This window comes from Flavobacterium niveum (assembly GCF_055231775.1).
Window position 1 is genome coordinate 24,031 of the sequence record NZ_JBUYSX010000005.1, and the last position, 26,734, is coordinate 50,764.

Consider the following 26,734-nt stretch of genomic DNA (forward strand, 5'->3'; position numbering starts at 1 on the left):
GCTGGTTTTTTAACACACAGATACAAAAATGAAGAAGATACTTGCTATAGTTGCTGCCCTTACACTTTTTACCGCTTGTAAAAAGGAAGACCATGGCGATACAAACGTACATATTACAGGTAATATTAAAGGCTTTAAGCAGGGAAGGCTGTTTATAAGGCAATACAAAGACTCATCATTGGTAACGATAGATACCATAGCTGTAGACGGGGATTCTAATTTTGAAAGCCACCTGAAGATGGACGGACCCGATATGCTGTATCTTGTTATAGACCGTGGTACTACCGAAAGTATAGACGATAACCTGATGTTTTTTGCCGAACCGGGAAACGTTACCATAGATACCAAACTGGATTATTTTTATGCCCAGGCTAAAATAAAGGCGGGGCCTAACCAGGATAAATTTGCCGAATACGAAAAAATGATACGCCGCTATACCGATATTAACCTTGATTTGGTGGCAAAAAATATGGAAGCAACCAAGCAGGGCGATGCCACAAGGCTGGACAGTATAGCTAAGGCTATGGATAATAATACCAAACGCCGCTACCTTTTTACGGCTAACTATGCCCTTAACAACGGTAAGTTTGAGGTGGCCCCATATATTGTCCTTAAAGAGATACCGGATATTAATCTTAAATATCTTGACACGATTTCTAAAAGCATGACTCCGAAAGTGGCTGCTTCTAAGTACGGAAAAGTACTTAACGAATACGTTAAAGAACGCAGTAAGTCGGGTATTTAGGTAAATTATCGTTAAAATGGCATGCCTTAGTAAGAATTTTTTGAGCATTTTAGTAATTTGCACTGCCCATCTAAATTTTTATTAAAGTGAACAGTACCTTTATTAGCAGGAACTACACGGCGCTGTTGTTTTTAACTTCGTCGTTTTTTACCCTGCTGTACGCATTGTTTATAAGCGCTTTTGCCAATGAGCGCTTTGTAAACCTCAGTTTTAGCGGCAATACTATTGCCGTAGACAAATTTGAACTTACTATATTTTTCAAGATCGCGCTTCTGGTCATCGCGCTGGGGTATTATCTTGCTTCGCAACTAAAAATGCCATTAAACAGTATGCTTACACTTATACATACCATAGTAACCCTGGGGTGTGTTCTTGTTAATGCTATATTGTTTGTAGCCCTGCCTGAATGGAAAATTGAAACCACTTCTTTTTGGCTTATTGCGGTTGCAGTGGCGGCACAGTTTATTTTTGCCGTTAACCTGGCTATTGGAGTGCGCAGGCGTCCGGTGTTGTAATCATTTAGTTTTATCGCTGGCTGTTTTGAAATGAGTGGCCCGGGAGATATGGTGTTTAGTTTTTCAGGAGGTTGTTAAGGTAATCTTATAGAGGAAACTTTGTAACTTTGCTCCTTCCAAACTTTGTTGCTAAATGTCACGTAAAATAAAATTGATTTGGGATTTCCGCGGGCCTGCCGCAGCACGCACTGCAGAACACCACGAAATACACCTTAAGGAATATATAGCTATAGAAAAGCTGCCCATAAACATTACAGGTTATGAGGTAATCAGCGATATGTATGCCACCGCATGGATGGTGGTAACCGATGAGTATATGATATCCGTACGCGATGCGTTAAAGCCGCATAGGGGAGAATTAGCCCCCTAACCCCGAAGGGGGAACTTTGCGAAAAGAAAAATCCCCTGTAAATTTATTTACAGGGGATTTTTTATGGTTTCCGAACTCCCCCTTCGGGGGTTGGGGGCTTTTAATTCGCTACTTCGCTTATAAACTTAATGCGCATCAGCCTTAGCTCTTCGGTATCGTAGTCGCCGTCAAATTCCTTAAGGGCATCCTTAATACTGTCGGTTTCACTTTCCATGTAGTAGTCGTGGATTTCTTCCTGTTGGTCGTCGTCCAGTATATCGTCTACCCAGTAGCTTATGTTCAGTTTGGTGCCGCTGTATACTATCTGCTCCATTTCCTTCAGCAGCGCATCCATATCCAGTCCTTTTGCTTTCGCAATGTCATTCAGCGAAAGCTTGCGGTCTATATTCTGTATAATGTACAGTTTCAGGCTGCTGTTGGCCCCCGTGGTTTTTACCACAAGGTCATCAGGGCGGGTAATGTCGTTATCGTCTACGTAACGGGCTATGAGGTCTACAAAGTCTTTGCCGTACTTCTTGGCCTTGCCTTCGCCTACACCGTGTACGCTGCCCAGTTCCTCCAGGTTTATGGGATACTTAAGCGCCATGTCCTCCAATGACGGATCCTGGAATACCACAAATGGCGGTACACCCAGTTTTTTGGCAACTTTCTTGCGCAGGTCCTTCAGCATGGCGGTAAGCGCCTCATCGGCCACGCCGCTCGATTTAGATGCCGTAACCGTAGTGTCGTCATCGCTTTCGGCATAGTCATGGTCTTCCGTCATCAGGAACGAAACAGGGTTGCTTATAAACTCCTCGCCTTTTGGCGTAAGCTTCAGCACCCCGTACGATTCTATATCCTTATCCATCAAATCGGCCACCAGCACCTGGCGTATAAGTGCCATCCAGTGCTTTTCGTCAAAATCCTTGCCTGAGCCAAAGTACGGTTGGGCATCGGTTTTGTGGGCTTTTATAACGGCATTGATTTTTCCGGTAAGTGTAAAGATGATTTCTTTAGGTTTGTACAGCTGCTTGGTATCGCGTACCACCTGCAGCAGGGTAACCACCTGGTCTCTGGCCTCAGATTTTTTCTTGGGGTTGCGGGTGTTGTCGTCCATCTCGGCGCCATCACCGTTTACCTCGTCAAACTCCTCACCGAAGTAGTGCAGTATAAATTTACGGCGGCTCATGGAGGTTTCGGCGTAGGCCACCACTTCCTGAAGCAGCGCGTAGCCTATTTCCTGTTCGGCCACGGGCTTGCCGCTCATGAATTTTTCCAGTTTTTCTATGTCCTTGTAGCTGTAGTATGCCAGGCAATGGCCTTCGCCGCCGTCGCGTCCGGCACGTCCGGTTTCCTGGTAGTAGCTTTCAAGAGATTTTGGTATGTCGTGGTGAATTACAAAACGCACATCGGGTTTGTCTATACCCATACCGAAGGCTATGGTAGCCACCACCACATCTACATCTTCCATAAGGAACATGTCCTGGTGGCGGGCACGCGTTTTGGCATCGAGCCCGGCGTGGTACGGTACGGCGCTAATGCCGTTTACCTGTAGTACCTGTGCTATTTCTTCTACCTTTTTGCGGCTGAGGCAATAAATAACCCCGCTTTTGCCCTTATGCTGGCGGATGAAGCGTATAATATCGCTCTCCACGGTTTTTTGCTTAGGGCGTACTTCGTAGTACAGGTTTGGCCTGTTAAATGATGCCTTAAAGGTATTGGCATCGGGCATATCCAGGTTTTTCAGTATGTCTTCCTGTACCTTAGGCGTGGCTGTGGCGGTAAGGCCAATGATAGGCACATCGCCCAGGTTGCGTATTATGTTGCGCAGGTTACGGTACTCAGGGCGGAAATCATGCCCCCATTCCGATATACAGTGGGCTTCATCTATGGCTACAAACGATAGCGGTACACTCTGTAAAAACTGGGTATATTCTTCCTTGGTAAGCGATTCGGGGGCTACATACAGCAGTTTGGTAATACCGTCTGTAATATCCTGTTTTACCTGGTTTATTTCTGTCTTGGTAAGAGATGAGTTAAGCACGTGGGCAATGCCGGGGTCTGACGAAAGCCCGCGTATGGCATCTACCTGGTTTTTCATTAGGGCTATTAGGGGCGATACCACAATGGCAGTGCCGGCCAAAACAAGGGCGGGTAGCTGGTAGCATAGTGATTTGCCGCCGCCTGTAGGCATAATTACAAACGTGTTTTGGCCTGATATTATACTCCGCACTACATCCTCCTGAAGGCCCTTGAACTTGTTAAAACCAAAATATTTTTTTAACTCTTTATGTAAGTCAATTTCGGTCGATTTCATTATATGATAATAGTAATTTACATAAATTTGCAGAGAATAAAGATACAAAAATCTTTTATAACAGCAACTTACTTTAAATATTTCGCTACGATTGATTGATACAGAAACAATACTGGCACTTGCCAGGCAAACCATACTTTCTGAAAGTGAGAGCATTGCTGCCCTTACAAATTACCTTGACAACGATTTTACCGAATCTGTAAACCGTATTTACAATAGTACCGGCCGCACCGTTATAACCGGTATTGGCAAAAGTGCGCTTATAGCAGCCAAAATTGTGGCTACGCTAAACAGTACGGGTACGCCTTCGCTTTTTTTGCATGCTGCCGAAGCCATACATGGCGACCTGGGCATGGTGCAGCCCGGCGATGTGGTAATATGCATAAGCAACAGCGGCAACAGCCCCGAAATAAAGGCGCTGGTTCCGTTGCTGAAGCGTGGCGGCAATACGCTGATAGGCATGACGGGTAATAAAAATTCGGTACTGGCTAAAGAATCCGATTTGGTATTACATTCGTATGTAGAAAAGGAAGCCTGCCCGCTGAACCTGGCACCCATGAACAGTACTACCGCACAGCTTGTACTGGGCGATGCCCTTGCGGCCTGCCTTATGGAACTGCGCGGCTTTACGCCTGAAGATTTTGCCAAATACCATCCGGGCGGTGCATTGGGCAAAAAGCTGTTGCTTCGTGTGGCCGACCTGCTTGATGCCAACCGTAAGCCTATGGTGCAGCCAACCGACAGCGTGAAGGTGGCTATACACGAAATTTCAGACAAGAGGCTGGGGGTTACCGCAGTGCTGGAAGACGGCAAGGTTATAGGCGTGATTACCGATGGTGACGTGCGCCGCATGCTGAACGACCGCGATAACATAGCAGGCGTTACCGCAGCCGATATTATGACGAAAAATCCTAAATCGATAACCTCCCACCATATGGTGATAGATGCCTTTAACATTATGGAAAACCATGCCATTACCCAGCTTGTGGTGGTAGACAACGGCGAGTACAAAGGCATACTGCACCTGCACGATATTTTAAAAGAGGGAGTTGTGTAAAAACGTTGTATGGCAACAAAAAAGGATGTAACCGTTTTGATTATCCTGTTTTGGCTCGTTGCCATGCCTTTTGCCTTTGCACAAAGTATAACTGATTTTAAACTGGTAACACCTACAGCGCAATACAAGCAGCTGGGGGGCTACATTTATTGCAGGCTTACCCATAATGCTGTAAACATTAACGTAGCCATGCAGCGTGAAGGCGCATCAGAGTACACCATGCCTGCCATGATGCAGTTTATTATAAGCGGCAAGCCTGCAGGTGATGTAGAGTTTACTGGGTCTGAAGATCCTATAGATGAGTTTTTTCTGTACTATAACGAGAAGGCAGGTGAGTATTACATCTTCCAGGAACAATATGCCGACCTTATGTTATACTATGATGTATATCGTATTTCCGGGGGAGCATTAGTGTTTGAAGGGGAGTACGACTATACTTATAATAAGGATGAGAGCGAGCAGTTAATCGACCAAAGATATACCGATGTAGCTATAAGCAAAAAGCAGCGGGGTGCCGAAACATCGATTACACTGGTTACGGCCAAAGGTGAAAGCCTGGAGTTGAAAAAAGACACCTCTGTATCGACTGATTATACTTATGAAAACCCGCCGCTGCTGGATAAGCATAAGGCATTTAACTGGCAAAAGGGCTTTGTGCCCACGCTGAAAAATACTGTAAACTTTGACCTTAACGGTGATGGCGAGCCTGAAATGTTCCACATCGACTGGGCAAAAAAGGAAATAAAGTACGGTAATACCGATGCGCAGTTTATGCTTCAGGAAAAAGATGCGCAGAAGTATATACGTTTTGAAGGCGATACACTGGCATTTTCTATGTCGGAAAAAGGCAAAAATGGTAAAGATACTTATACCTACTATTTTTCGATTTCGCCCAAGTACAATACGGCTACGCTGCATAAGTACAGCCTGCAACGCTATCGTTCGTATAAAGATGCTAAAGGGAAGCTTATAGTGCCGTGTAATCTGGAACAGGAATATTTCCCCATTTTCTGGGGTCATGTACCTACTTTGGAACGTTTTATATTAGATGAAAATAACAGCGAATCCTTTGGACACGGATGGTATGTTAGGAAGTTTACGCTGAGCGGGCTTATAAAGCTGTTTTCGGGCAAGGAATATACCAATGATTTCCCTAACAAGTGTGCACCCGCGCCCGATGAAAGAGAAATAGAGTTTCTTAGTGAGACCTATCCGTTAACTGTTGCAAATGTACAGCAGTATAACGATTTGGCGTATTATATGCTGGAATTTGACACCCAAGATGATTACAGGAGGGGGAGGTTAATATATTGTTCACTACTTTTGCTGGAAAATATTACTAAAAAATTCCCCGACAGGGTTGTAGCCTGGCTTAACCTGGGTGATGCAAACTGGGTACGTAGTGACAGTGTTTACGATAAGGAAGAGGCAGCAAAAGCCTACAACAAATACCTTGAGCTTATGAAAGCACAAGGAAAGGATATGAACAAAGTGCCGGCACGGGTATACCAGCGCCTGGCCAACTATAAAAAAGGATAATTGCATTTATGGCAAAAAAGAACAAAGAAGGCGGCGAAATGTCGTTCCTGGACCATCTGGAAGAGCTGAGGTGGCTGTTAGTACGCAGCTGTGCTGCCATAGCCATTGGGGCTGCTGTTGCGTTTTTCTTTAGCAGGCAAATATTTGACGATATTATCTTCGCGCCGCTTAAGGGCGATTTTATTACCTACCGCATTTTTTGCGAAATGGCTAACCGCTACGACCTCGATAAAAGCTTTTGCATACAGGAAATACCGCTTATTATACAAAGCCGTACCATGGACGGGCAATTCAGCACCGATATATGGACCGCCATTGTGGCCGGCCTTATCATAGCATTCCCCTTTATACTGTGGGAATTGTGGAAATTCATCCGCCCGGCGCTGTACGAGAAAGAACGCAAGGGGGCCGTGTCGTTCATTACCGGTACTTCATTGCTGTTCTTTTTGGGCGTACTGTTTGGTTACTACCTGATTATGCCACTGTCCATCAACTTTTTGGCGAATTATAAAATCAGTGAGATTGTACACAACAACATCGACCTTGATTCGTACCTTAGTGTTATAAAAACCACTATTATATCGTGCGGGCTGGCCTTTGAAATGCCTATAATTATTTTCTTCCTGGCCAAGCTGGGGCTGGTTACGGCATCATATTTGCGCAAGTACAGGCGCTATGCTGTAGTTATCATATTGCTTGTAGCGGCTATAGTAACCCCGCCCGATGTGGTGAGCCAGCTTACGGTAACCATTCCGTTAATGATTTTGTACGAGGCCAGTATACTTATTGCTGCCCGTACTAATAAAACACCTAAAACTGTGGAATAATGGCAGACTTAGTACAAGAATTTAACGACTACCGCCAAAAGATGAACGAAAAGCTTTTGGCCGATGACAATAAGGTTATAAAACGTATCTTCAACCTGGATACCAATGCCTATATGGCCGGTGCACTGGATGTAAAGACCAAAGAGCTTTTGGGGCTTGTGGCAAGCGCCGTACTGCGCTGCGACGACTGCGTGAAGTACCACCTGGAAACCTGCCATAAAGAAGGCCTTAACAAGGCTGAAGTTATGGAAGCGCTGAGCATAGCCACATTGGTAGGGGGTACTATAGTAGTACCGCACCTGCGCCGTGCCTACGAGTTTTGGGAAGCGCTGGAGGAAAATGCATCAATTTAATAATGTATCAATTTTTCAATGTAGCAATGCATAAATTTAACAATGCGTCAATTGGTATACTAATTCATTGGTAAATTGTTACATTGACACATTGCTACATTAAACAATTACAGTAATGAAGTTAAGGGCAGAAAATTTAATCAAGACATATAAGGGCCGCAGTGTGGTAAAAGGCATTTCGGTAGAGGTGAACCAGGGCGAAATTGTGGGGCTGCTGGGGCCGAACGGTGCCGGTAAAACCACTTCGTTCTACATGATTGTGGGACTGGTAAAGCCAAACAGCGGCAAGATTTTCCTGGACCAGACCGAGATTACCGATTTCCCGATGTACAAGCGTGCACAGCACGGTATTGGCTACCTGGCACAGGAAGCATCGGTATTCCGTAAGCTGAGTATTGAAGACAACATACTGAGCGTACTACAGCTTACCAACCTGACCAAAAAGGAGCAGGAGGCCAAGATGGAGGCACTTATAGAGGAGTTCTCATTGGGGCACATCCGTACAAACCGTGGCGACCTGCTGAGTGGTGGTGAACGCCGCCGTACCGAAATAGCCCGTGCGCTGGCTACCGACCCTAAATTTATATTACTCGATGAACCGTTTGCAGGGGTAGACCCCGTAGCGGTAGAAGACATACAGCGTATTGTAGCCCAGCTGAAAGATCGTAACATAGGTATATTGATTACCGACCACAACGTACAGGAAACCCTGGCGATTACCGATAAGACCTACCTGATGTTTGAGGGAGGTATACTTAAGGCCGGTGTGCCTGAGGACCTTGCCAGCGATGAAATGGTGCGTAAGGTGTACCTGGGCCAGAACTTTGAGCTGCGCCGCAAGAAAATAGACTTCTATGCCCCGAAACCCGGCAAGCAAAAAGAAGCTGAGGTGGTTAGTGAAACTGCCGCAGATAACACAGAGGAATAGATTGCACGGTTATTACACGGCTTGTATATAAACGGATTCTATTTCAATATAAAACAATAAAGCACCCTGAGAGGGTGCTTTATTGTTTTATAGATGCTTGTTGATTTAAAAATCCCTCATGCGCATTCTGCCGCCGCGACCGCCTGGCATACCCGGCCCCGGTTTTTTATTGCCAAAGTTGTTTATCTTCCAGGTAAGGGAGAACATGGCATAGCGTTTCAGCACGGTGTTTTCCACATCGGTAATACCGGTAGAGGTAATGGTGCGGCTGTTGCCAAGGTTTTGGTTCAAAAGGTCATATACTTTCACCTTAAAGGTAAACTGGTCTTTATAGAAATTGTAGCCTATACTGGTGTTCCACAAAAAGAAGTCTTTTTTATACCCTGCCGATAGTTGCGAGTTGTAGGTATACGTAAAGTCGTTACCCATAACAAAATGTTTCGGCCAGTAATTGGTCAGGATAATCGAAGCCTTGTGTACAAAGTTCTCGGCAGAGCCTACGCTGTAGTTGGTGTACTTGGCACTGTTATAGGTATAGCTGTAACTCGGGTTGATGCTCAGTACTTCGCCAAGGTCGTAGTTTACATTTACATTAGGGGATATACCCAGGTTGTCGGCTTCAAACAGCTGCGTGTTCAGGAAACCCAGGTTGTGGCTGAAGTTGGCATTAAGGCCTATGTTATAGCGTAGGTTGTTACCTGATTCCGATTTTACACTTTTATTGAAGTTACCACCCATGTAGGTATTGTATCCGCCGTTAATGTTTTCGTAGGTACTGTTCCGTTTACCCGATGAGGTAATCTCGGTGTAGTTTACTATCTGGGTTTCATTTATGGTAGCACCGCCGTAAATAAAGAAACCCGATCGTGTGGCAAAATCAAACTTATTAAAGTTAAGCGATACACGGTGCGATTTGGCCGGGGCCAAATCAGGGTTACCCGTAGTGGTACTCAGTGCGCTGCTTACATCTTCTATGGGCAATATTTGTGACGCCGATGCAAAGTTTGTATTGAAGTTGTAATTAAGTGATAAGCGCGTACTCCTTTCAAAGCGGTAGTTAAAGCGTGCAGAGGCCGTAGGCAGGATGTAATTTTTGTTCACGTTATAATCTTGCCCGCGGTAACGGCCAAAGTTGTCGAAATTGTAAATCCCCGTACCACCGGTAAGGGTTATGTTCAGCTTTTTCTTCTCCAGGCGAAGGCTGGCATATGGGTTTACGGTAACGGTGTTGCTGTTCAGGTAGTTGGTTATAGAGTCGGCAGCAGTAGTATAATCTCCCGCCCCTGCATTATAATTAAAACCCCTATTATCATTTACGTCATCTGCCCAGTTGTATATGGCGCCCATTTCCAGGTTTAAAGAATCGGTTATAGGCTCGGTATACGACAGGTCAAGGTTGTAGCTGTCCTGCAGGCTGCGGTTGCGTTGCAGCTGATTACGGTTGTCGTTCCGTACGGTAGTATTGCCGTCGCCGTCAGGGTCTTCGTAAAAGGTGGTATTGGTAATGTTGTAATACGCCGTTTCGTTTGATGTATTATTGTTCGAAAACTCTGCGCTGACAGACCTGCCGCGTTTGTTCAGTATCTTATTATAGGTAAGTGTAGTACTAAAGGCATTCCTGTCGCCGTCGTTCATGGTGCGGCCGGCACTTTCGTTTAGTAATGCATCATCCTGGTCGGTGGTGTTTTGTGTAGACGAAGTTGTCCTCTTACTGTTAGTACGTACAAACTTGGGCCTGAAGTTAAGCGTAGACGTACTGTCCAGCTTTATGTCAAATTCCGTATTGAAGGTGTGCGATGTAGTAAGGCTGCGTGTATCGGCTTCGCGATTGTTAATCAGCCTGTTTTCTGTTGCTGCACCGTTTTCATCGGTAAGGAAGGTTTCGCTGCGGGTTCGCGTATTGTTTTTATTGTCCAGGTTGTTGTAAAAATAGCTCGCCGAATGGTCAAATCCCTTAAAATACTCGTCGCTATAGTTGGTGCCTATAATGTTTGTAGTGGTAATGCCACTGCCGCCACCGCCTATCTGTACGCCGTTCATATAGGTAGTACCGTCGCCACTGGTCCACATCATCATGTTGCGGCCACCGCCCATACTGTCGAAAATATCATCGTTGCTAAAGCCCGATGAGTTAATGTTGTTGCTTGATGCCAGGAGGCTTATTTTACGGTTGTTTTTAAAATAATTCACCAGCCCGTTTGCCTCATAGCGGTCATCGGTACCATAGCCCGCTGTTATCCGCCCGAAGACGCCTTTGTTCTTGTCCTTATCTATGGTTAGGTTAATGGTGGCATTATCGCCCGATGCCTGCTTTTTTTGCAGTTCCTCCTTCTTGGTTTTAAAGTCTGATACCTGTATTTTTTTTATCAGTTCTGCCGGAAGGCTTTGCAGGGCTATTTTACCGTCGCGGTCAAAGAACGGCTTACCGTTTACCAGTATCTGGTTTACTTCTTTGCCGTTTACGGTTATCTTCCCGTTAGCATCAATATCCACACCGGGCAGCTGTTTTAGCAGGGTCTGCACGTTACTGTCCGGGCGCACCTTAAACGATGCCGCGTCAAACTCCAGTGTGTCTTTCTTTACGCGCACGGGTGGGACTTCGCTTTCTATAACCACTTCTTTCAGTTCGGTACCTTTTTCAGTAAGCTTTACCAAACCGAAGTCGGTGTCTTTGCTCAGTGCCTCGTACTGTTTTTGGTACGTGCCGAAACCGACAAACGAAACCCTGAGTGTAAACGGCTGGGATATGCCGCGTGATTTCATTTCCCAGTTTCCTTTGTTGTCGGTAATGGTGTAGTCTAAAAGAGTAGAATCTTTTACGGAGCGGATGTACACCGTGGCGGCTTCAAGTGGCAGGCCGTCAGGGTCCTGCACGTTGCCTTTAAGGGTGATGGACTGGCTGTAACCCAATGCGGTACAAGCCAGCAAAAGGATAGTAAGGATTTTTTGCATTAATTTTAAATTGGCTTTGCAGTTAGTATATTACAAGAAGACTGGTTTTTAACGAAAAGGTTTAAGTGGTTATTGGGATTTAAGAGTTTTTTAACAATTAACCTGTTGGCATCTTAGTTTTTTAGAACGTAATGATACCTCCGGTAGCCGGTGTTTCCTCGCCTTTTTTACCGGCAAATTTATCCAGTTTCACGCTTAGCGAAAACATTACATAGCGCTTTAGCACGGTATTCATCTGTTCTGATATGCCGGTAGGGTCTACGCTGCGGGTAGCGCCCAGGTTCTGGTTCAAAAGGTCGTATACTTTTACCTTGAAGGTAAGCCTGTCTTTCCAGAAGTTGTAACCTATACTGGTATTCCACAGATAGTACGATTTTGCAAACGATGCCTGCTGCGAATTGTACCTGTAGGTAAGGTCGTTACCAAACACCACATGCTTCGGCCAGTAGCTGGTAGTGGCCAGGCTCAGCCTGTGGACGTTACTCGTGGCCGAACCGATGCTGTAGTTGCTGTAATCGGTCTGGTTGTATTCGTAACGGTAGCTTGGGTTTATGGTAAGCAGTTCGCCGTACTTGTAGGTAAGGTTTACGTGTGGTTCTATAGCGTATGATTCTGATTTAAACATCTGCATGTTTTGCATGCCTTTATTTATGCTGTTGCTAAAGTATAACCCTACCGAAGCGTTAAGGCTATGGGCTTCATTCTTGTAGGTTTTGCCATATTGTCCGCCTGCCCATAGCTGGTAGGTATCATGTATGTTAATGAAAGACGATGTAGTACGTGCACTTTCGTCTATAACCATGCTGGTACCTATATTGTTTTGATAATATTCCCCACCCAGATAAAAGTTGTAGCCGGTTTTTTCGGCCCAGTTATAGTCGTAGAGGCCCAGGTATAAATTGTGGTATTTTATAAAATCAAGGTCAGAGTTACCTATAACAGTAGAAAGCGGGTTCAGCACGTCGGCCACGGGCAGTATCTGCGATAGTTCGGGCGTCCTGAAGTTGTATTCGTAGTTCATATAAATGCTGCGCGACTTTGTAAGCTGGTAATTGGCATACACTTCGGCAGAGGGCATTACAAAATTACGCTTTACATTAAGCGCTTCGTCCAGGTAGCTGCCTCGTGCATTGTAATCTATAAAGTGAGCGCCTGCCTCTACATTTACATACACTTTGCTTGTACTGAAGTTGTACCCTAATGCAGGCTTTGCCCGGTTAGTTTTGGCGCCCATATAACCGCTTAGCGCGTCGTTATAATCGCTGTAGCTGTCCGAACCGGCATCAAAATTATACCCCCTGCGGTTCTCGCTCTGGTTTTCGCGCCAAACCTCTCCTTGTATATATACGTTGCTGGAATCGGTAACCGGCTCTCCAAATGATGTTGAGAAGTGATAGGTATCTTTTGTAGTGCCTACACGCCGTATCTGGTTGCGGTTTTCGGTAGTTGTGCTGGGTACCCCGCCTGTATAGTCGTACGTATTAGTAACTGTATTGTTCAGGTTATAGCTGTCGCCTTTCTGGTTTTGGTTGTCCAGGTCAAAGCTGAGGAAACGGCCTTTCTTCGAATTGAATTTTTTTGTAACAACAACCAGGTTATTAAAGCTTTCAGTGTTCATTTCAGAAGCATTTGTACCAGTGTTGTCGTTTAGTAACTGGCCTGAAGCAAGGCGGGTAGTACTGCTGGCCGATTCATTTTTGGTATAGCTGTGCCCTTTCTGGAACTTAGGCTCTACATAAATGTTAAACGTGCTGTCGGCCTTTATTTCAAACTGGGTGTTGATGTTATGCCCGTAGCGGTCCTGCCTCATTTTTCCGTTGCTTTCGGTTTTATAGCTTTGGTCCTCGTCGGTTTCACTTGCTTTTGGTACGTAAGTCGTTACCCTGCTTTGGTTATCATTTTTGCTGTCAGATGCGTTGTAGAAATAATTTGCCGCGCCGCTAAAACCCTTAGTCCACTTATCAGCGTAGTTTGCACCAAAAATATCTGAACGGGTAATTCCCTGTCCACCGCCAAACTGCATGCCGTTTATATTAAAGCTGGTACCGTCGCTCCAGGCAGTGGTGCTTCGTCCACCCGTCATATTATCGAAAATCTCGTCCATGGAGAAGCCCGTAGCATTGATGTTGTTGGTACTGGCCAGTACACTTATCTTTCGTTCGCCTTTAAAGTAGTTGGCCAGCATACTATGCTCGTACCGCCCGTCGCTGCCAAAGCCCACCGTAGCCCGCCCAAACATGCCTTTATTCTTCTCTTCGTCTATGGTAATGTTTATACTGGCATTGTTGCTGGTAGATTTTTGCCCGGTAAGTTCCTCTTCCTTGGTTTTGGCTTCGGTTATCTGTATCTTGTTAATAATCTCTGCCGGAAGATTTTGCAGGGCAATCTTACCGTCTTTGTCAAAGAATGGCTTGCCGTTTACCAATATCTGGCTTACGGGCTTGCCGTTTATGGTTATCTTGCCTTCTTCGTCTATTTCCAGGCCGGGAAGCTGTTTCAGTAGTTCCTGCAGGTTAGCATCGGGCCTTACGGCAAAAGAGGCAGCGTTAAACTCCAGCGTATCCTTTTTCATACGGATGGGTGGTATTTCACTTTCTATAACCACCTCATTCAGCAGGTTACCCTTTTCCTCCATTTTTATGGTGCCGAAGTCGGCATTCTCTGTAACACCCTCCAGCCTTTTACTATACCCTTCAAAGCCCACAAACGAAACTTTAAGGTAAACCGGGTTTTTAGTTGCCTTGGTCTTTAGCTCCCATTTGCCGTTTTTGTCGGTAATTGTATAGTCAATGAGGGTAGAATCCTTAGCTGAGTTAAGGTAAACCGTAGCGGCTTCAAGGGGCAGGTTGTCGGGGTCGTTTATTTTGCCCGTAAGGGTGATGGTTTGGCTGAACAAAAAGCATGGCAGAGCCAGCAAAAACAGTGTTAATAATTGGCGCATGTAGTGTTTTTAGGAATTGGTTTGTATCTTAAAACTGCTAAATAATGCTTTTAGTGTATGTTGTGCAACAATTTTGTAAAGAGGTTTCCTGTTAAGTGCGAATTTTAACACAAATGGGGTTTATTCGGTAATGCGGTGATTTGGTTATACGAAAGATTCGGTATTGTAATATTTAATTCCTAATATATACTGATATTCAAAAATCTGTGTTAATCCATCAAAATCAGTGTCATCAGTGTTCCAACAGTCGAATGACCGCATAACCAAATAACCGAATCACCCTAAAAACGATTAATCCATTCCAGCAAATCCGTAACCATAGCCGGGGTAATGGTGTGTGCAGCGCCGGCGTACTCATGGTAATCCGGTTTCAGGCCGATGCCTTCAAGATAGGCTTTTGCATCGCGGGCATATTGTACCTGAAGTACATTATCGGCTGTGCCGTGGCTTATATGTATGTTGAGGCTTTTAAGCTTTTCGGCCGGTGCTATAAGCGGCTTTATTTCCGGAAGCAGGCGGCTGCTCATTATGGCAATGCCTTTCACCAATCCCGGGTTGGTAAGCGCCACGCTGTAGTTCATGATGCCACCCTGGCTGAAACCTGCCAGTAAAACTTTCTTCTCGTCAAAATGGTATTTGGCCTGCATCTCTTTAATAAATGTGGCAATGAGCTTGCGGCTGGTTTCCTGTTCGGCAAAGTTTATCTTAGGCCCATCGGGGGTAAACTCCACATGGAACCACGCGTAGCGGCCTTCGGCAATTGTTATTGGCCCCCGGGCTGAAATCACAAGGTATTCACCGGGTAGTTTGTCGGCAAAACTAAAAAGGTCCTTTTCGTTGCTGCCCACCCCGTGCAGTAAAAAGATAACGGGTGGGTATGCTGTTTTTACCTTGGGCTCACGCACCAGGTAGTGCAGGCTCTGGCTGTATGTATTCATGGTTATAAGTGCTGTAAGGATTAAAAATATATGTTTCATGTTAGCCTATTTTTACCGATGTCATGGTTAGCGAACCGCCCACGGCCTTATCGTTAAACAGGCTTACTTTTTCTTTTTCGCCTTTCAGGGCAAGGGTATACACCAGCGGCAGGTAGTGTTCCGGCGAGGGTACAGCCTTCTGCACCTCTTTGCCAAGCGCCTTAAAGTTGACCAACGGCTTGTGGTCACCATCCAGTATCAGCTTATTTACCTTCTGGCGGGCTTCCAGCGCCCAGTCGAACGCATAGTTATCGGTACGGATGTTCTTCCAGTCCACCAGTCCCAGGTTGTGTACAATATTACCGCTCCCTATAATAAGGACACCCTTACGGCGCAGTGCGGCAAGTTGCCTGCCCAGGTCGTAATGGTATTGCGGTTCTTTGGTATAATCAATACTCATTTGTATCACGGGCACGTCGGCTTTGGGGTAAAGGTGTTTTATAACACTCCATGCGCCGTGGTCTAACCCCCAATCCATATCGGGTTGTACTTTTACCGAAGTGATTAGTTTTTGGGTTTCACCGGCCAGCCAAGGGCTGCCGGGTGCGGGGTACTGTACATCAAACAGCGCCTTAGGGAAACCGCCAAAATCGTGTATGGTTTTTGGGTGCTCCATAGCCGTTACAAATGTACCGCGTGTTTCCCAATGTGCAGATATGCATAGTATGGCAGCGGGTTTGGGTATGGAGGCGGCCACCTTCCGGAAACCGGTTACAAATTCGTTTTCCTCTATGGCATTCATAGGGCTGCCGTGCCCCAGGAACAGTACCGGCATGGTAGCGGTGGCAGGCAGTTCTCCGGCCAGGCGGTTAAGGTCGGTAAGGCGGGCGGCGGCACCTGCAAGCGGCAGTGCGGCCAGTGTTTGTAAAAATCGTTTCCTGTCCATAGTAGTACCAGTCTTAAATTTTGCTAACGCAAAATTCGGCTATGCTTTATTAAAAAACATTGAACCAGGACAAGAAATGGTTTTGTTGGTTATGCGGTTATTTGTGGATTTGGTTATTTGGAAAACCGATAATGCAAATATTGGTTTCAAAGCAACTTAATATTAAAAATTGTAGCCATCCGTCAAATCAGTTCCAGTAACTATCGGAATCAGCACTGCTATATCGAATAACCGCATCCACAAATTAACGTTACGCAGGAATATTTTCCGTTACCATCATATTCCCAGCGGTATCATAATAGGTGCAGGTAAGCGCCAGCATGTCTACCGTCCATTTTTCTACACCGTCTTGTGCGGCGTGCCCGCAGAAGGTGAGGTAATCGGTTTCTCCGGCCTGGTGTATTTTCAGGTGGTGTTTCAGCTGGTTTGCATCTGAAGTCCCTGCAACGGTAAACGGCCCGTATTTGGCAGGCGATTCTACGCTATGGCTTCCTCCTGTATATATAGTTCGCCCGTCTGAAACATATTGGGTATAGGCTATAACCCCAAGGACTTTCATCTCCTGCACATATTGTGGGAAATCGGCGCCGCTTTTTACTTTGGCATGCGTAGCCTTAATTTGTTCGAGTGTAAACATGTTTTTAGATATTCAGGTCTTGTCGGTTTTTTAAAACTTATATCGTAATCCTACAAAACTGTTGATGTATAAATCTTCGTCATCAATCTCATATAAGGGGTTGATTTCAATGTTTAGCGATAAATTTTTCAGGCCTTCAAAAGGTGTTATCCCGACTCCCACCGGTACCAGAAAACCATTGATATCATTAAGGATTATGCCTCCGCCCACATATGTGTAGTAGTTTTCTTTAGTCAGGAAATTATAATTTAATACCACTTCTGGTGTAATGCTGTCAATGTTAGTACCGGAATATATCCGTAAGTCAGCCCAAAGCCTGTTGTTAAAGTTATAACCTACAGCTGCTTTGGAGAGGGCATTATTGGTGTAGAATGATGCGGTAACCTGGCTCGTGGCTTTAGATGAAAATAACGAAAGGACAATAATGGGTAAAATGGTCTGTAATGTTTTTTTCATAAGAAAGATGGTGTGGTTTTAATTGCTCCAAAATAAGGTTTTAGTTGTTAAAAATCTGTTAATGCTGAAAAATGAGATTCAGTTTGAATTTCAGTTCTTCCATAGTTGGAAAATATGGTTGTAGACAACCGAAATCCTTTCATTTTTTTTGAACGATTATTAACACAAGTGCAGGAATAGTTTTAGCAGTGCAGTATTAAATTTGTATGGAATGATTAAACGTATAATGATATGGCAACCAAGAAACTAAAAGAACCAACCGTGCCTACGCGTGCTGAAATCATAGAGCAATATGCCGACTACTGCCTTACCCACGGTAGCAAGCCCGCTACGGTTTACAAATTTGCAAAGGACAACGGTTATGCCGAACCTGAATTTTATAAGCACTTCCCGTCGTTTGAGGTGCTGGAACGCAGCTATTTCACCGAGATGTTTACCCATGCGGTAGAGCTGCAGGAACAGTCGCCCGCTTATGCTGCATATAGCGGTGTGGAAAAACTGTCGGCTATTTATTTCACGTTTTTCGAAATTGCCACGGCAAACCGCAGCTTTGTGGTGTACAGCCTGGGCGAGGGCAGTAACAGCCTGAAAAACCTGCTGAAGCTTCGCGACCTTCGTAAAGCATTTACCGATTATGCCGGTAATGTGCTGCAAAATCCGGTAGACCTGCAACACCCTAAGGCCGAAAAAATCCAAAAAGATACCCTGAAGGAAGGCGCGTGGGTACAGTTCCTAAGTATTTTTAAATTCTGGATGGGTGATACTTCGCCAAGCTTTGAAAAAACCGATGTGTTTATAGAAAAATCGGTTAAGGCAAGTAACGACTTGGTGTATAACTCACCACTTAACAGCCTTGTTGATTTAGGTAAATTCCTTTGGAAAGAAAAGTTCACGGTTTAATGTGGTTGCCGGTTGTTGGTTATTAGTTGTTAGAATTCTGTCTAAACCAACAACCAACAACTAATAACCATCAACTAACAACTAAAAAGATGAAACGATTAGATAGTATACCCACCAATAAGATTGAGCGGGTAAGTAAGCTCGTGACTACGGGCGTAAAAATAGGGGGCAATTACCTTAAGTACTACGGGCAGAAAATGGTAAACCCCGATACCAGTAAAGAAACCCTTCACGAAAACAACGCCACAGATATATACGACAGCCTTAAAGAGCTAAAAGGCAGTGCGCTGAAGGTAGCGCAGATGCTAAGCATGGAAAAAAACCTGCTGCCGCAAAGCTATGTAGAAAAGTTTTCGCTAAGCCAGTTTTCGGTACCGCCGTTGTCGGGACCATTGGTAACCAAAACATTCCGTAAGTACTTTGGCAAGGAACCGTACGAACTGTACGATGAGTTTAACCCCGAAAGCATCAACGCGGCCAGCATAGGGCAGGTGCATAAGGCCAAGAAAGAGGGTAAGGAGCTTGCAGTGAAAATACAGTATCCCGGTGTACGCGAAAGCATCGGTACCGATATTGCCATGGTAAAACCCATCGCTATACGCATGTTTAACCTGCAGGGTACCAGCGACGAATATTTTGATGAGATAGAAGGTAAGCTGATGGAGGAAACCGACTATACACTGGAGTTACACCAAAGCGAGGCCGTGCGTATAGAGTGTGCCAAATTAGAAAACATTCGTTTCCCTAAATACTATCCTGAACTGAGTTGCGAGAAGATTATTACAATGGACTGGATGCAGGGCAAGCACCTGAGTGAATGGTGCAGGGAGGAGCATACACAGGCAGAACGTAACAAAGTAGGGCAGGCGCTGTACGATTTTTATATGTACCAGATACACGGTTTGCATAAATTTCATGCCGACCCACATCCGGGCAACTTCCTGGTTGATGAGGATGCCAACCTGATAGCTATTGACTTTGGTTGTATGAAGCAGCTGCCACAGGATTTTTATGTACCCTATTATAAAATAATCCAGCCTGAAACCATAGAAAATGAGCCGTTGTTTAAAGAACTGCTGTATGAGTTACAGGTATTGCGCCATGAAGGGGTTCCTGATGAAGAGGCGTATTTCTTTAACCTGTTCCGCGAACTGCTCACGGTGTTTGTAGAGCCGTATAGGCATAAGCATTTTGATTTTGGCAAACCTGCATTTAGTAATGCCATTGCGGCCCTAAGCGAAAAATTTGCCAACGATAAAGTTCTCCGTAAAATGAATGGTAACCGTGGCAGCAGGCATTTTATTTATGTAAACCGTACGTTCTTTGGGTTGTACAGCCTGTTGTTTGATATAGGTGCCGAAATAGATATCTACGCCTATGAAAAGTATGTTAGATAGATTTTTTGGATTGTTGGAATTTTAGATTATTAGATGTGAGATAACAGATGCTCAATCAATTATACAAACCTGTGGCTTTAGGGCTACAGGTTTTTTTACTGTTTTTTTCTCAGCAAATCTTTCTCTTCCGGTTTCAGGTACTGTGTTGCAATGCGGTTTTCGGGTTTGGCATCAAAAATATACAGCGTTAGTAAGAACAGCCATTCAGCAGGTTTCATTAAAACATATACCACGTCAGATACATACTTATTATTAAACACGCCATAATAGCGGTGTACCATATTCCCTACCTTGTTATAATTCCGGCGAATAATGCGGTGGAGGGTGGGGAGTTTTTCCTGCAACAATTCTTCGAAAGCATTAGAAACCAGTAACTGCCTGTTGCATATTATGGGGTTGCCATGCCGTATACCTAAACGTTCGGGCTTTACTATTTGTGTATGCCCGTTTGCTGCCACACTGCACAGATAATGGCCGCCGCACTGTACGTTGTCACATTCATGGTTGAGATGCGAAAAGCCGTGCCTGTACGTATCGGTAAAGGCACGTATAAACGAATCGGGTTTTTGCCCAAACAACAGCAGGAAAGCAATCAGCAACGCCATAATGGGCAGGCACAGCACCATCAGTATCGGGAATTTTATAAATGCAGGGGCATAAAGCACCTTCAGGCTTACGCGCCCGAAAACACCATAATCATCAGGATTTGGCACAGCTATTTCCTGCATAATAAACAGGTGGTTGCGTATCAGCATATTCAGCAACAAGACCATTATCGGGAAGTTACCAATGGCTGCAAGAATTATCTCATCCGTTTGTACGGCTACAAAAACATTAAACACAATACCGATGAACAGGAAACAGTTGGCCAATACCTCCAACAAAGGCGAAGACAGCTTTGTCCTGGAAAAGCAGTAATAATACGAAGCAGAATAGGCAACTATAAGTACGAAAACCGACAGTACATGATTTGGGGAAAAGGCAGCAGATTCATCGCAGCAGTTGTTTTCGGTAGCCCAACCCATGTACAGGAAAGGATAGACTATTACAGAAATGAAAGATGAGAACAAAAGCCCAAAGCTTCTTTCGGGGAAACGTCCTTTTGCTATAAAATACCCAAACTGGTATATAGCAACTAAAAAAGGAATAAAAACAATTATGCCGATTATGATTAATGCAGGTTCCATTGTGTGCGGGTTGGTTAACTTCAAAATTAATTTTTAAATCGCTACTAACAAAACGTTAATCGGCACATTTACACAAAAGTTTTCTTATTTTTGGTGGCTAATGGAAGTTATGACCGAAGAACACGTAATACTGGTAAACGAGCAGGATGAGCCTATAGGCCTGATGGAGAAAATGGAAGCGCATGAAAAGGCATTGCTGCACAGGGCTTTTTCGGTTTTTGTGCTGAATGGCAAAAACGAGATAATGTTGCAACAACGCGCCGCCCATAAGTACCATTCGCCCCTGTTGTGGACCAATACTACCTGCAGCCACCAGCGCGACGGCGAAACCAACATACAGGCCGGTACACGCCGCCTTATGGAAGAAATGGGTTTTACCACCGGGCTTAAGGAGCTGTTTTCGTTCATTTACAAAGCCCCGTTTGATAACGGCCTTACTGAGCATGAATTTGACCATGTACTGATAGGCTACTACGAAGGCGAACCCGTACTAAATCCCGATGAAGCCGAAAGTTGGAAGTGGATGGCGATAGAGGACGTTAAAGCCGACATAGCAAAAGCCCCGGAGCAATATACCGTGTGGTTCCGTATTATATTTGACGAATTTTACCATTTTCTGGAAGAGCATACTCTTTAAAGTTGTTGGTTTTTGGTTGTTAGTTGTTGGCATAACGCCATTTTTAAGACTGATGACCAACAACCAATAACCATCAACTAAAAACCAAAAATGAAAGTAACCGTAAGCCGCAGCGCCCACTTTAACGCCGCACACCGCCTGTACCGTAAGGACTGGGACGATGCACAAAATTTTCGTATTTTCGGGAAGTGCAGCAACCCTAACTTCCACGGGCATAACTATGAGCTTATAGTAAGTGTTACAGGCGAAATAGACCCCGAAACCGGCTTTGTTATAGATATGAAGGTACTTAAGGATATTATAGTACAGGAGGTAGAAGAACCTTTTGACCATAAAAACCTGAATACCGAAGTGCCTGATTTTGCCAACCTGAATCCCACTGCCGAAAACATAGCAGTGGTGATATGGAACCGCATAAGGCCACGCATAGCAGCCGATAAAACACTGGAAGTAACCCTATACGAAACACCAAGAAATTTTGTAACCTATAAAGGCGATTAACCTACACAATTATGAAATTGAATTACCCGCTTATTTTTACCCCAATATTGCAGGACAGGATTTGGGGCGGAACAAAACTAAGAGACGATTTAGGTAAAGACATACCTACCCCTACTACCGGCGAAAGCTGGGAGCTGTCGGCAGTGCCGGGCAATGTAAGCGTGGTGAAAAACGGCGCCTTTACAGGTAAGCCGTTAACCGAGCTGCTGGAGCAGTTTCCGGATGAAATACTGGGCACAGCGGTACACGCAAGGTTCGGGCAGCAGTTTCCGCTGCTGTTTAAATTCCTTGATGCACGTGAAGACCTGAGCATACAGGTACACCCTAATGATGCGTTGGCCAGGGAGCGCCACAACTCTTTCGGGAAAACCGAAATGTGGTATGTAATGCAGGCCGATGCGGGTTCGCGCATTATCGTAGGCTTTAACCACAAATCAAGCCCTGAGGAGTATCTTGAAAAACTGGAAAGCAAACAACTGATAGATATCCTTAACCAGGTACCTGCCAAAAAAGGCGACGTGTTTTTCCTGGAAACGGGTACCATACACGCCATAGGTGGTGGTATTGTTATTGCCGAAATACAGCAAACCAGCGATATTACCTACCGTATTTATGACTGGGACAGGGTAGATGCAAACGGCAACGGCCGCGAACTGCACGTAGAGCTGGCGCTTGATGCCATGAACTACGACCTTACCGATACCGAAAAACAATACGCCAAAGAGGAGAATAAGAGCAACAGTATGGTAGACTGTCCTTATTTTACTACCAACTACCTTCCGCTAAATGGTTCGGCAGAAATAAGCCGTACAGGGGAGAGCTTTACCGTGTATATATGTACCGAGGGCGAATTCAGCATTGACATCGAAGGCACAGCCCACAGCTTTAAAAAGGGCGATACCGTGCTGGTACCGGCGGCCGTAAAAACTTTTACGCTTACAGGCAACGCTACGCTCCTTGAAATATATATTTCTTAACAGGATTTAAGTACAGAAGTTGTACTTTTGCAACATATTTAATTTAAACAGACAGACATGGCAAGTGTAAGAAACCTAAAAAAAGACATCAACTTTGTACTTGGCGATATTATTGAAGCCGTATACATTACAGAGCTTGCAAAAGGCGGTAAAGCCAGCGATGCTTCAGAAGCTATTGTAACCGAGGCTATTGCCGTATTTGATGACCTTATAAAGGATGTAAACGCTAAAAACGTTGAAAATAAAAAGGCACATTTTAAGCAAATCAACCAGAAACTGGAAGAATCTGCTACACAGCTTGTTGGCAAACTAAATGCCCTGTAAGCAAAAAAAGTCATTAAAAAGTGCAGATTTTGTTTTGGAAATTAAAAAACCACTCCTATATTTGCACCCGTAAATGAGTCGCCGGTGTAGCTCAGCTGGCTAGAGCAGCTGATTTGTAATCAGCAGGTCGTGGGTTCGAGTCCCTCTATCGGCTCTTAAAAAAAACCACCTTTAACGAGGTGGTTTTTTGCTTTTATACGGTTTTGTGGCTTTCTCAAATTTCTATTCAAAATGGAGCGCTGCCAGTATGTTTTTCTTTTTGCTTAAAATGGTTTCATCCGCTTTTTCCTTCAGGCGTTCCTTATCGGTAAAGTAGTATTTGTATTTGGCCTTTGCCAGGCTTATTTTGTAATCCGTCAGCTTGCCCTTAATATCTATCCCGGTCTTAAACGGTATGGGCGATTTCAGTACCGAAAGATGATAATCATAGCTGAGGTCCAGGTTTTGTATGCCACCCACTACCAGCCTGTACCGGTCTATTTCTACCAGTGCGGGCAGTATTTCCATGTGGCTTTTTTCTATAATCATTTCCATATTCAGCTGGCTGATTGTTTTGGTGTCCTTATCTTTAAACATCAGGGTCTTTGCCATGTCTTTAAAGGTTTCGCTGTCCAGCACCATAATATCCGTGGCCTGTAGCGCGGCTATGCTGGTTACAGACGGGATAATCACGTCCATACGGCGGTTCAGCTGTGCGCTGCCCTGCATGCGCAGGTGTGCTTTGCCTACCATGGATTTTGTCATGGGAAATAAGGTGTCCATAGCAGGCATTACCTTGGCTATATTTGCCATTTCCACATCGTGCAGGTTGAGGTCGAAATCGACTTTGGCACGACGGTCGCTTACGGCTACATAGTTAAGGCTGGCATCGAGGCGTGCGGCAAGCGTGGTCAGTTCAAAGTGGTTTAGCTTCAGGTGGCCGTCTTCTATTTTCAGTATGCCCTTAAGGTCTTTCATGTCCATGCCGCCGTAGTGCAGCTTCTTTATGTCACTGTTAAAGGTAAAGTTGATGTTTTCCGGTATCTTGAACACCGTTTTTTTATCGCCAGGCTTGCGGTGCTTGTGCTGCCTGTTTTCGGCTACGTCCTTAAAGTCGGGCTGCTTCTCCTGTGCCGGCGCGTGTGCATCCATAATCGCCATAATTTCATTGGCATCAATAAAGTTGGACGTAAGCGTAAGTGTAGCGTCAATTTTCTTGTCGGGCGATTTCTTGGCCAGTATGTTGTTTACCTGCCCGGTAAGGGTAACATCGGAATTGCCAAAGAAAATGTGCGCGTTTTTAAGGGTAATGGCGCGGTTGTTTACCGTTATCGCCGAATGCTCCATACGCAGCGGCAGTGCAAACTCAGGTGTATATGCATACAGGTTGTTGAATTCTACCACGCCCCTCGGCATCCATATATCGTCGCGATTTTTGCGTACCACCAGCTTGTAGTTGCCGTTTTTTATGCCTACAAACTTCTTATCCTGCCACACACCGGCGCTGTCTACAGTAAAGGTGGTGCGTATAGCTGGGCGCTCTTTGGTGCTCCTCGGGCTCAGTTCGGCGGTAATGGCGGCTTTGCGTATTACGCCCCGTATCTTGTTTATACCGTTGTATTTAAGGTTTTTAAGGCTCATTTCGGCGGTCATCTTTGGTACGCTGTCCTTCTGTAATTTTGCTTTCAGCTTTACGTTAAGCCCGGCCAGGGTTACGTTATGCAGGTTTTTATACCTAAGGGTAAGGTCGGTTGCGGTAATCTTGCCGAATGCCTTGCGGTTGGCATCATCTTCGGCCTTGCGGCCAAAAACAAGCTCTGTTTTTTTGGTGTCGAAGTAAATAGTGTCCTTAGGGTCGCTTACCATCAGGTTGGTAAATACCGAATTGCCCTTTACCTTCATGTTGTTGTACTTGCCGTCTATAATCTCATTGCTCTTAAACACGGCATTTACGTCGATGTGGGCCAATCCTTTCGCGTCAATTTCCTTTGCAATGGGGAATTTCTTCTTCAGGGTGGTTAGGTCCAGGTCGCCCTTAATATTGGTGTCTATATAAGGGTCTTTCAGCAGGTTGGTTACTGTGGCGGTACCCTTCAGGTCTATGCCGGTGCCTTCTACATACAGTTGCTTAACGGTAAGGTTAGATAACTCCGGTTTATCAAAGTTCAGCAGCGCATGCAGGTCGGCCTCCAGGTGGCGTATTTCCCCGGGGAATTTCTCGTACCGCAGTTCTCCCTTATTTATCTTAAAAGTAATATCGGTAAGCGGCATGCGGGTTTTGCTGTAAATGCCCTTTGAGGTGGCCTTGAGTACTACATTGCCGTGCACGTCTATACCGTCTTTTTGCAGCAGGTGCGGGGGTATGGTTTCCCAAAGCGTTTTAAGCGATGGTACTTTCATTTCCATAGACACATCGGTATATACCTCATTGGTCACCGTATCGCGCTTAAAGTGGCCTTCGGTAATGAAATCCACGTCGTTCAGCTTCAGGGTGCTCCTGTCAAAGTCTACCTTGTGGTTCTTTTTATCGTAATGGATTTTAGTGCTGAAATCGGCCTTAAGCTTTCTGGCAAAGCTGTACCCGTCTTTAGAGAAACTGATGTGACGCCCCGATGTTTCGGTGGTAAAGAGCAGTTCCTTATCGGTATTGGCGGCTTTAAGCTCTATGTTCAGGCTGTCGGCCTTTGCGTGGGCTTTGGTAACAAAATCGTGGTAGGCAATGCTGGCATTTTCTACCTGTAGTTTTTTTATGAAGATGGATTTTATTTCAAATGCTGTGCTGTCGGCCACGGTTGTAGTGTCTTCGGGTGTTTCCTTTACTATATTCCAGTTGGCGTTGCCATTTTTGTGGATAACGGCCTTTACTTTCGGGTTGGTTATAATCAGGCGGTTTACTACTAAGTCGTGCTTACGCCACAGCTTTTCGGCGTTGAATGAGGCACGGCACAGCTCGAACTGCGCCAGGGTATCGGGTTTGTGGCCCTTGTAGCCGGGCGTAACTACACAACCCTCTTTCAGCTTTACGCCAAAGCGCGGGAACGATGAAAAGAAGGTGAGTTCTATACTCTTACACGACACTTTTGCATCGAGGTTTTCGTTCAGGAGGCTTACAACGGTAGGGGTTATGCGTTCGGGTGTGAATACAAAGTTTACGGCTATGGCAATGGCTATAAGCAGCAATACGACTATAGATGCGAGGGTGATGGATGTCCTCTTTATGATTTTCCTGGCTTTCATAACGGTGCTGAATGGATTGGGCATTAAGGGGTGTAATGTACTAAAAACATCAGAACTTACGCTTTATTATAGCGTTAAGCCTGAATATTTTAACAAAGTTGCGTTTTGAAGCAATA

General features: G+C 45.0%; 23 protein-coding genes and 1 tRNA gene. 15 read left to right on the forward strand and 9 right to left on the reverse strand.

The genetic code is table 11. The features are described from left to right. Positions 1-28 precede the first annotated feature (28 nt). From ACZIX4_RS13180 to ACZIX4_RS13190, 3 genes are all read left to right on the forward strand, one after another. Positions 29-745: a DUF4369 domain-containing protein gene (locus ACZIX4_RS13180; RefSeq protein WP_463336111.1), complete on the forward strand. Its 717-nt coding sequence runs from the start codon at positions 29-31 to the stop codon at positions 743-745. Between the two features lie 86 nt (positions 746-831). Then, positions 832-1,260 carry a hypothetical protein gene (locus ACZIX4_RS13185; RefSeq protein ID WP_463336112.1) on the forward strand — a complete coding sequence of 143 codons (429 nt, stop codon included), beginning with the start codon at positions 832-834 and terminating at the stop codon, positions 1,258-1,260. Between the two features lie 133 nt (positions 1,261-1,393). After that, complete coding sequence (locus ACZIX4_RS13190) at positions 1,394-1,630, forward strand: hypothetical protein (RefSeq protein ID WP_463336113.1); 237 nt, start codon at positions 1,394-1,396, stop codon at positions 1,628-1,630. 100 nt (positions 1,631-1,730) lie between these two features. Here the strand turns inward: ACZIX4_RS13190 and recQ are convergent, their stop codons facing one another. Continuing rightward, on the reverse strand, positions 1,731-3,926 hold the full coding sequence (gene recQ, locus ACZIX4_RS13195; protein ID WP_463336114.1) for a DNA helicase RecQ: 2,196 nt from the start codon (positions 3,924-3,926) through the stop codon (positions 1,731-1,733). Between the two features lie 91 nt (positions 3,927-4,017). On the opposite strand from recQ, the gene ACZIX4_RS13200 reads away from it, so the two are divergent. The 5 genes from ACZIX4_RS13200 to lptB all read left to right on the forward strand — a co-directional run bounded on the left by ACZIX4_RS13200 (position 4,018) and on the right by lptB (position 8,630). After that, a complete protein-coding gene (locus ACZIX4_RS13200; protein ID WP_463336115.1) occupies positions 4,018-4,983 on the forward strand; it encodes a KpsF/GutQ family sugar-phosphate isomerase in 966 nt (321 codons plus the stop codon). A gap of 9 nt (positions 4,984-4,992) precedes the next feature. Next, positions 4,993-6,522, forward strand: a complete 1,530-nt coding sequence (locus ACZIX4_RS13205; RefSeq protein ID WP_463336116.1) for a hypothetical protein — start codon at positions 4,993-4,995, stop codon at positions 6,520-6,522. A gap of 8 nt (positions 6,523-6,530) precedes the next feature. Further along, entirely contained in the window at positions 6,531-7,349 is an 819-nt protein-coding gene (gene tatC, locus ACZIX4_RS13210; RefSeq protein ID WP_463336117.1) for a twin-arginine translocase subunit TatC, read from the forward strand. Beyond that, a complete protein-coding gene (locus ACZIX4_RS13215; RefSeq protein WP_463336118.1) occupies positions 7,349-7,702 on the forward strand; it encodes a carboxymuconolactone decarboxylase family protein in 354 nt (117 codons plus the stop codon). Before tatC ends, ACZIX4_RS13215 begins: the two co-directional genes overlap by 1 nt. A 115-nt stretch (positions 7,703-7,817) precedes the next feature. Beyond that, the gene (lptB, locus tag ACZIX4_RS13220) at positions 7,818-8,630 is read left to right on the forward strand and encodes an LPS export ABC transporter ATP-binding protein (protein WP_463336119.1); all 813 of its coding nucleotides are present in this window, start codon (positions 7,818-7,820) and stop codon (positions 8,628-8,630) included. Positions 8,631-8,735: 105 nt separating this feature from the next. Here the strand turns inward: lptB and ACZIX4_RS13225 are convergent, their stop codons facing one another. From ACZIX4_RS13225 to ACZIX4_RS13250, 6 genes are all read right to left on the reverse strand, one after another. Further along, positions 8,736-11,582 carry an outer membrane beta-barrel protein gene (locus tag ACZIX4_RS13225; RefSeq protein ID WP_463336120.1) on the reverse strand — a complete coding sequence of 949 codons (2,847 nt, stop codon included), beginning with the start codon at positions 11,580-11,582 and terminating at the stop codon, positions 8,736-8,738. 121 nt (positions 11,583-11,703) lie between these two features. Then, entirely contained in the window at positions 11,704-14,523 is a 2,820-nt protein-coding gene (locus ACZIX4_RS13230) for an outer membrane beta-barrel protein (RefSeq protein ID WP_463336121.1), read from the reverse strand. 281 nt (positions 14,524-14,804) lie between these two features. Next, complete coding sequence (locus ACZIX4_RS13235; protein ID WP_463336122.1) at positions 14,805-15,500, reverse strand: alpha/beta hydrolase; 696 nt, start codon at positions 15,498-15,500, stop codon at positions 14,805-14,807. 1 nt (position 15,501) lies between these two features. Then, the gene (gene ygiD / locus ACZIX4_RS13240; RefSeq protein WP_463336429.1) at positions 15,502-16,275 is read right to left on the reverse strand and encodes a 4,5-DOPA-extradiol-dioxygenase; all 774 of its coding nucleotides are present in this window, start codon (positions 16,273-16,275) and stop codon (positions 15,502-15,504) included. A gap of 361 nt (positions 16,276-16,636) precedes the next feature. Beyond that, positions 16,637-17,023, reverse strand: coding sequence for a DUF1398 domain-containing protein (locus ACZIX4_RS13245; RefSeq protein WP_463336123.1), 387 nt, complete (start codon positions 17,021-17,023; stop codon positions 16,637-16,639). Between the two features lie 30 nt (positions 17,024-17,053). Further along, entirely contained in the window at positions 17,054-17,479 is a 426-nt protein-coding gene (locus tag ACZIX4_RS13250) for a hypothetical protein (RefSeq protein ID WP_463336124.1), read from the reverse strand. Positions 17,480-17,710: 231 nt separating this feature from the next. On the opposite strand from ACZIX4_RS13250, the gene ACZIX4_RS13255 reads away from it, so the two are divergent. Further along, a complete protein-coding gene (locus ACZIX4_RS13255; protein WP_463336125.1) occupies positions 17,711-18,379 on the forward strand; it encodes a TetR/AcrR family transcriptional regulator in 669 nt (222 codons plus the stop codon). An 89-nt stretch (positions 18,380-18,468) separates the two neighbouring features. Next, the gene (locus tag ACZIX4_RS13260) at positions 18,469-19,776 is read left to right on the forward strand and encodes an ABC1 kinase family protein (protein WP_463336126.1); all 1,308 of its coding nucleotides are present in this window, start codon (positions 18,469-18,471) and stop codon (positions 19,774-19,776) included. Positions 19,777-19,871: 95 nt separating this feature from the next. Here the strand turns inward: ACZIX4_RS13260 and ACZIX4_RS13265 are convergent, their stop codons facing one another. Next, positions 19,872-20,963, reverse strand: a complete 1,092-nt coding sequence (locus ACZIX4_RS13265; RefSeq protein ID WP_463336127.1) for a DUF6688 domain-containing protein — start codon at positions 20,961-20,963, stop codon at positions 19,872-19,874. Positions 20,964-21,072: 109 nt separating this feature from the next. On the opposite strand from ACZIX4_RS13265, the gene idi reads away from it, so the two are divergent. From idi to ACZIX4_RS13290, 5 genes are all read left to right on the forward strand, one after another. Further along, positions 21,073-21,600 carry an isopentenyl-diphosphate Delta-isomerase gene (gene idi, locus ACZIX4_RS13270; protein WP_463336128.1) on the forward strand — a complete coding sequence of 176 codons (528 nt, stop codon included), beginning with the start codon at positions 21,073-21,075 and terminating at the stop codon, positions 21,598-21,600. Between the two features lie 90 nt (positions 21,601-21,690). After that, on the forward strand, positions 21,691-22,101 hold the full coding sequence (locus ACZIX4_RS13275; RefSeq protein ID WP_463336129.1) for a 6-pyruvoyl trahydropterin synthase family protein: 411 nt from the start codon (positions 21,691-21,693) through the stop codon (positions 22,099-22,101). Between the two features lie 11 nt (positions 22,102-22,112). After that, entirely contained in the window at positions 22,113-23,078 is a 966-nt protein-coding gene (locus tag ACZIX4_RS13280) for a type I phosphomannose isomerase catalytic subunit (RefSeq protein WP_463336130.1), read from the forward strand. Between the two features lie 57 nt (positions 23,079-23,135). Next, positions 23,136-23,402, forward strand: coding sequence for a hypothetical protein (locus tag ACZIX4_RS13285; RefSeq protein ID WP_463336131.1), 267 nt, complete (start codon positions 23,136-23,138; stop codon positions 23,400-23,402). Positions 23,403-23,482: 80 nt separating this feature from the next. After that, positions 23,483-23,556, forward strand: a tRNA-Thr gene (locus ACZIX4_RS13290). Between the two features lie 68 nt (positions 23,557-23,624). Here ACZIX4_RS13290 and ACZIX4_RS13295 read toward each other — a convergent pair. Beyond that, complete coding sequence (locus ACZIX4_RS13295; RefSeq protein WP_463336132.1) at positions 23,625-26,618, reverse strand: AsmA family protein; 2,994 nt, start codon at positions 26,616-26,618, stop codon at positions 23,625-23,627. Between the last annotated feature and the right edge of the window lie 116 nt (positions 26,619-26,734).

Coding starts and splice junctions, on each gene's coding strand:
- ACZIX4_RS13275 (WP_463336129.1), top strand. CDS start 21,691: ATGAAAGTAACCGTAAGCCGCAGCGCCCACTTTAACGCCGCACACCGC.
- ACZIX4_RS13245 (WP_463336123.1), bottom strand. CDS start 17,023: ATGTTTACACTCGAACAAATTAAGGCTACGCATGCCAAAGTAAAAAGC.
- ACZIX4_RS13265 (WP_463336127.1), bottom strand. CDS start 20,963: ATGGAACCTGCATTAATCATAATCGGCATAATTGTTTTTATTCCTTTT.
- ACZIX4_RS13255 (WP_463336125.1), top strand. CDS start 17,711: ATGGCAACCAAGAAACTAAAAGAACCAACCGTGCCTACGCGTGCTGAA.
- ACZIX4_RS13235 (WP_463336122.1), bottom strand. CDS start 15,500: ATGAAACATATATTTTTAATCCTTACAGCACTTATAACCATGAATACA.
- ACZIX4_RS13180 (WP_463336111.1), top strand. CDS start 29: ATGAAGAAGATACTTGCTATAGTTGCTGCCCTTACACTTTTTACCGCT.
- ACZIX4_RS13295 (WP_463336132.1), bottom strand. CDS start 26,618: ATGAAAGCCAGGAAAATCATAAAGAGGACATCCATCACCCTCGCATCT.
- ACZIX4_RS13280 (WP_463336130.1), top strand. CDS start 22,113: ATGAAATTGAATTACCCGCTTATTTTTACCCCAATATTGCAGGACAGG.
- ygiD (WP_463336429.1), bottom strand. CDS start 16,275: ATGCCGGTACTGTTCCTGGGGCACGGCAGCCCTATGAATGCCATAGAG.
- lptB (WP_463336119.1), top strand. CDS start 7,818: ATGAAGTTAAGGGCAGAAAATTTAATCAAGACATATAAGGGCCGCAGT.
- recQ (WP_463336114.1), bottom strand. CDS start 3,926: ATGAAATCGACCGAAATTGACTTACATAAAGAGTTAAAAAAATATTTT.
- ACZIX4_RS13225 (WP_463336120.1), bottom strand. CDS start 11,582: ATGCAAAAAATCCTTACTATCCTTTTGCTGGCTTGTACCGCATTGGGT.
- ACZIX4_RS13215 (WP_463336118.1), top strand. CDS start 7,349: ATGGCAGACTTAGTACAAGAATTTAACGACTACCGCCAAAAGATGAAC.
- ACZIX4_RS13250 (WP_463336124.1), bottom strand. CDS start 17,479: ATGAAAAAAACATTACAGACCATTTTACCCATTATTGTCCTTTCGTTA.
- ACZIX4_RS13260 (WP_463336126.1), top strand. CDS start 18,469: ATGAAACGATTAGATAGTATACCCACCAATAAGATTGAGCGGGTAAGT.
- ACZIX4_RS13205 (WP_463336116.1), top strand. CDS start 4,993: ATGGCAACAAAAAAGGATGTAACCGTTTTGATTATCCTGTTTTGGCTC.
- tatC (WP_463336117.1), top strand. CDS start 6,531: ATGGCAAAAAAGAACAAAGAAGGCGGCGAAATGTCGTTCCTGGACCAT.
- ACZIX4_RS13230 (WP_463336121.1), bottom strand. CDS start 14,523: ATGCGCCAATTATTAACACTGTTTTTGCTGGCTCTGCCATGCTTTTTG.
- idi (WP_463336128.1), top strand. CDS start 21,073: ATGACCGAAGAACACGTAATACTGGTAAACGAGCAGGATGAGCCTATA.
- ACZIX4_RS13190 (WP_463336113.1), top strand. CDS start 1,394: ATGTCACGTAAAATAAAATTGATTTGGGATTTCCGCGGGCCTGCCGCA.
- ACZIX4_RS13285 (WP_463336131.1), top strand. CDS start 23,136: ATGGCAAGTGTAAGAAACCTAAAAAAAGACATCAACTTTGTACTTGGC.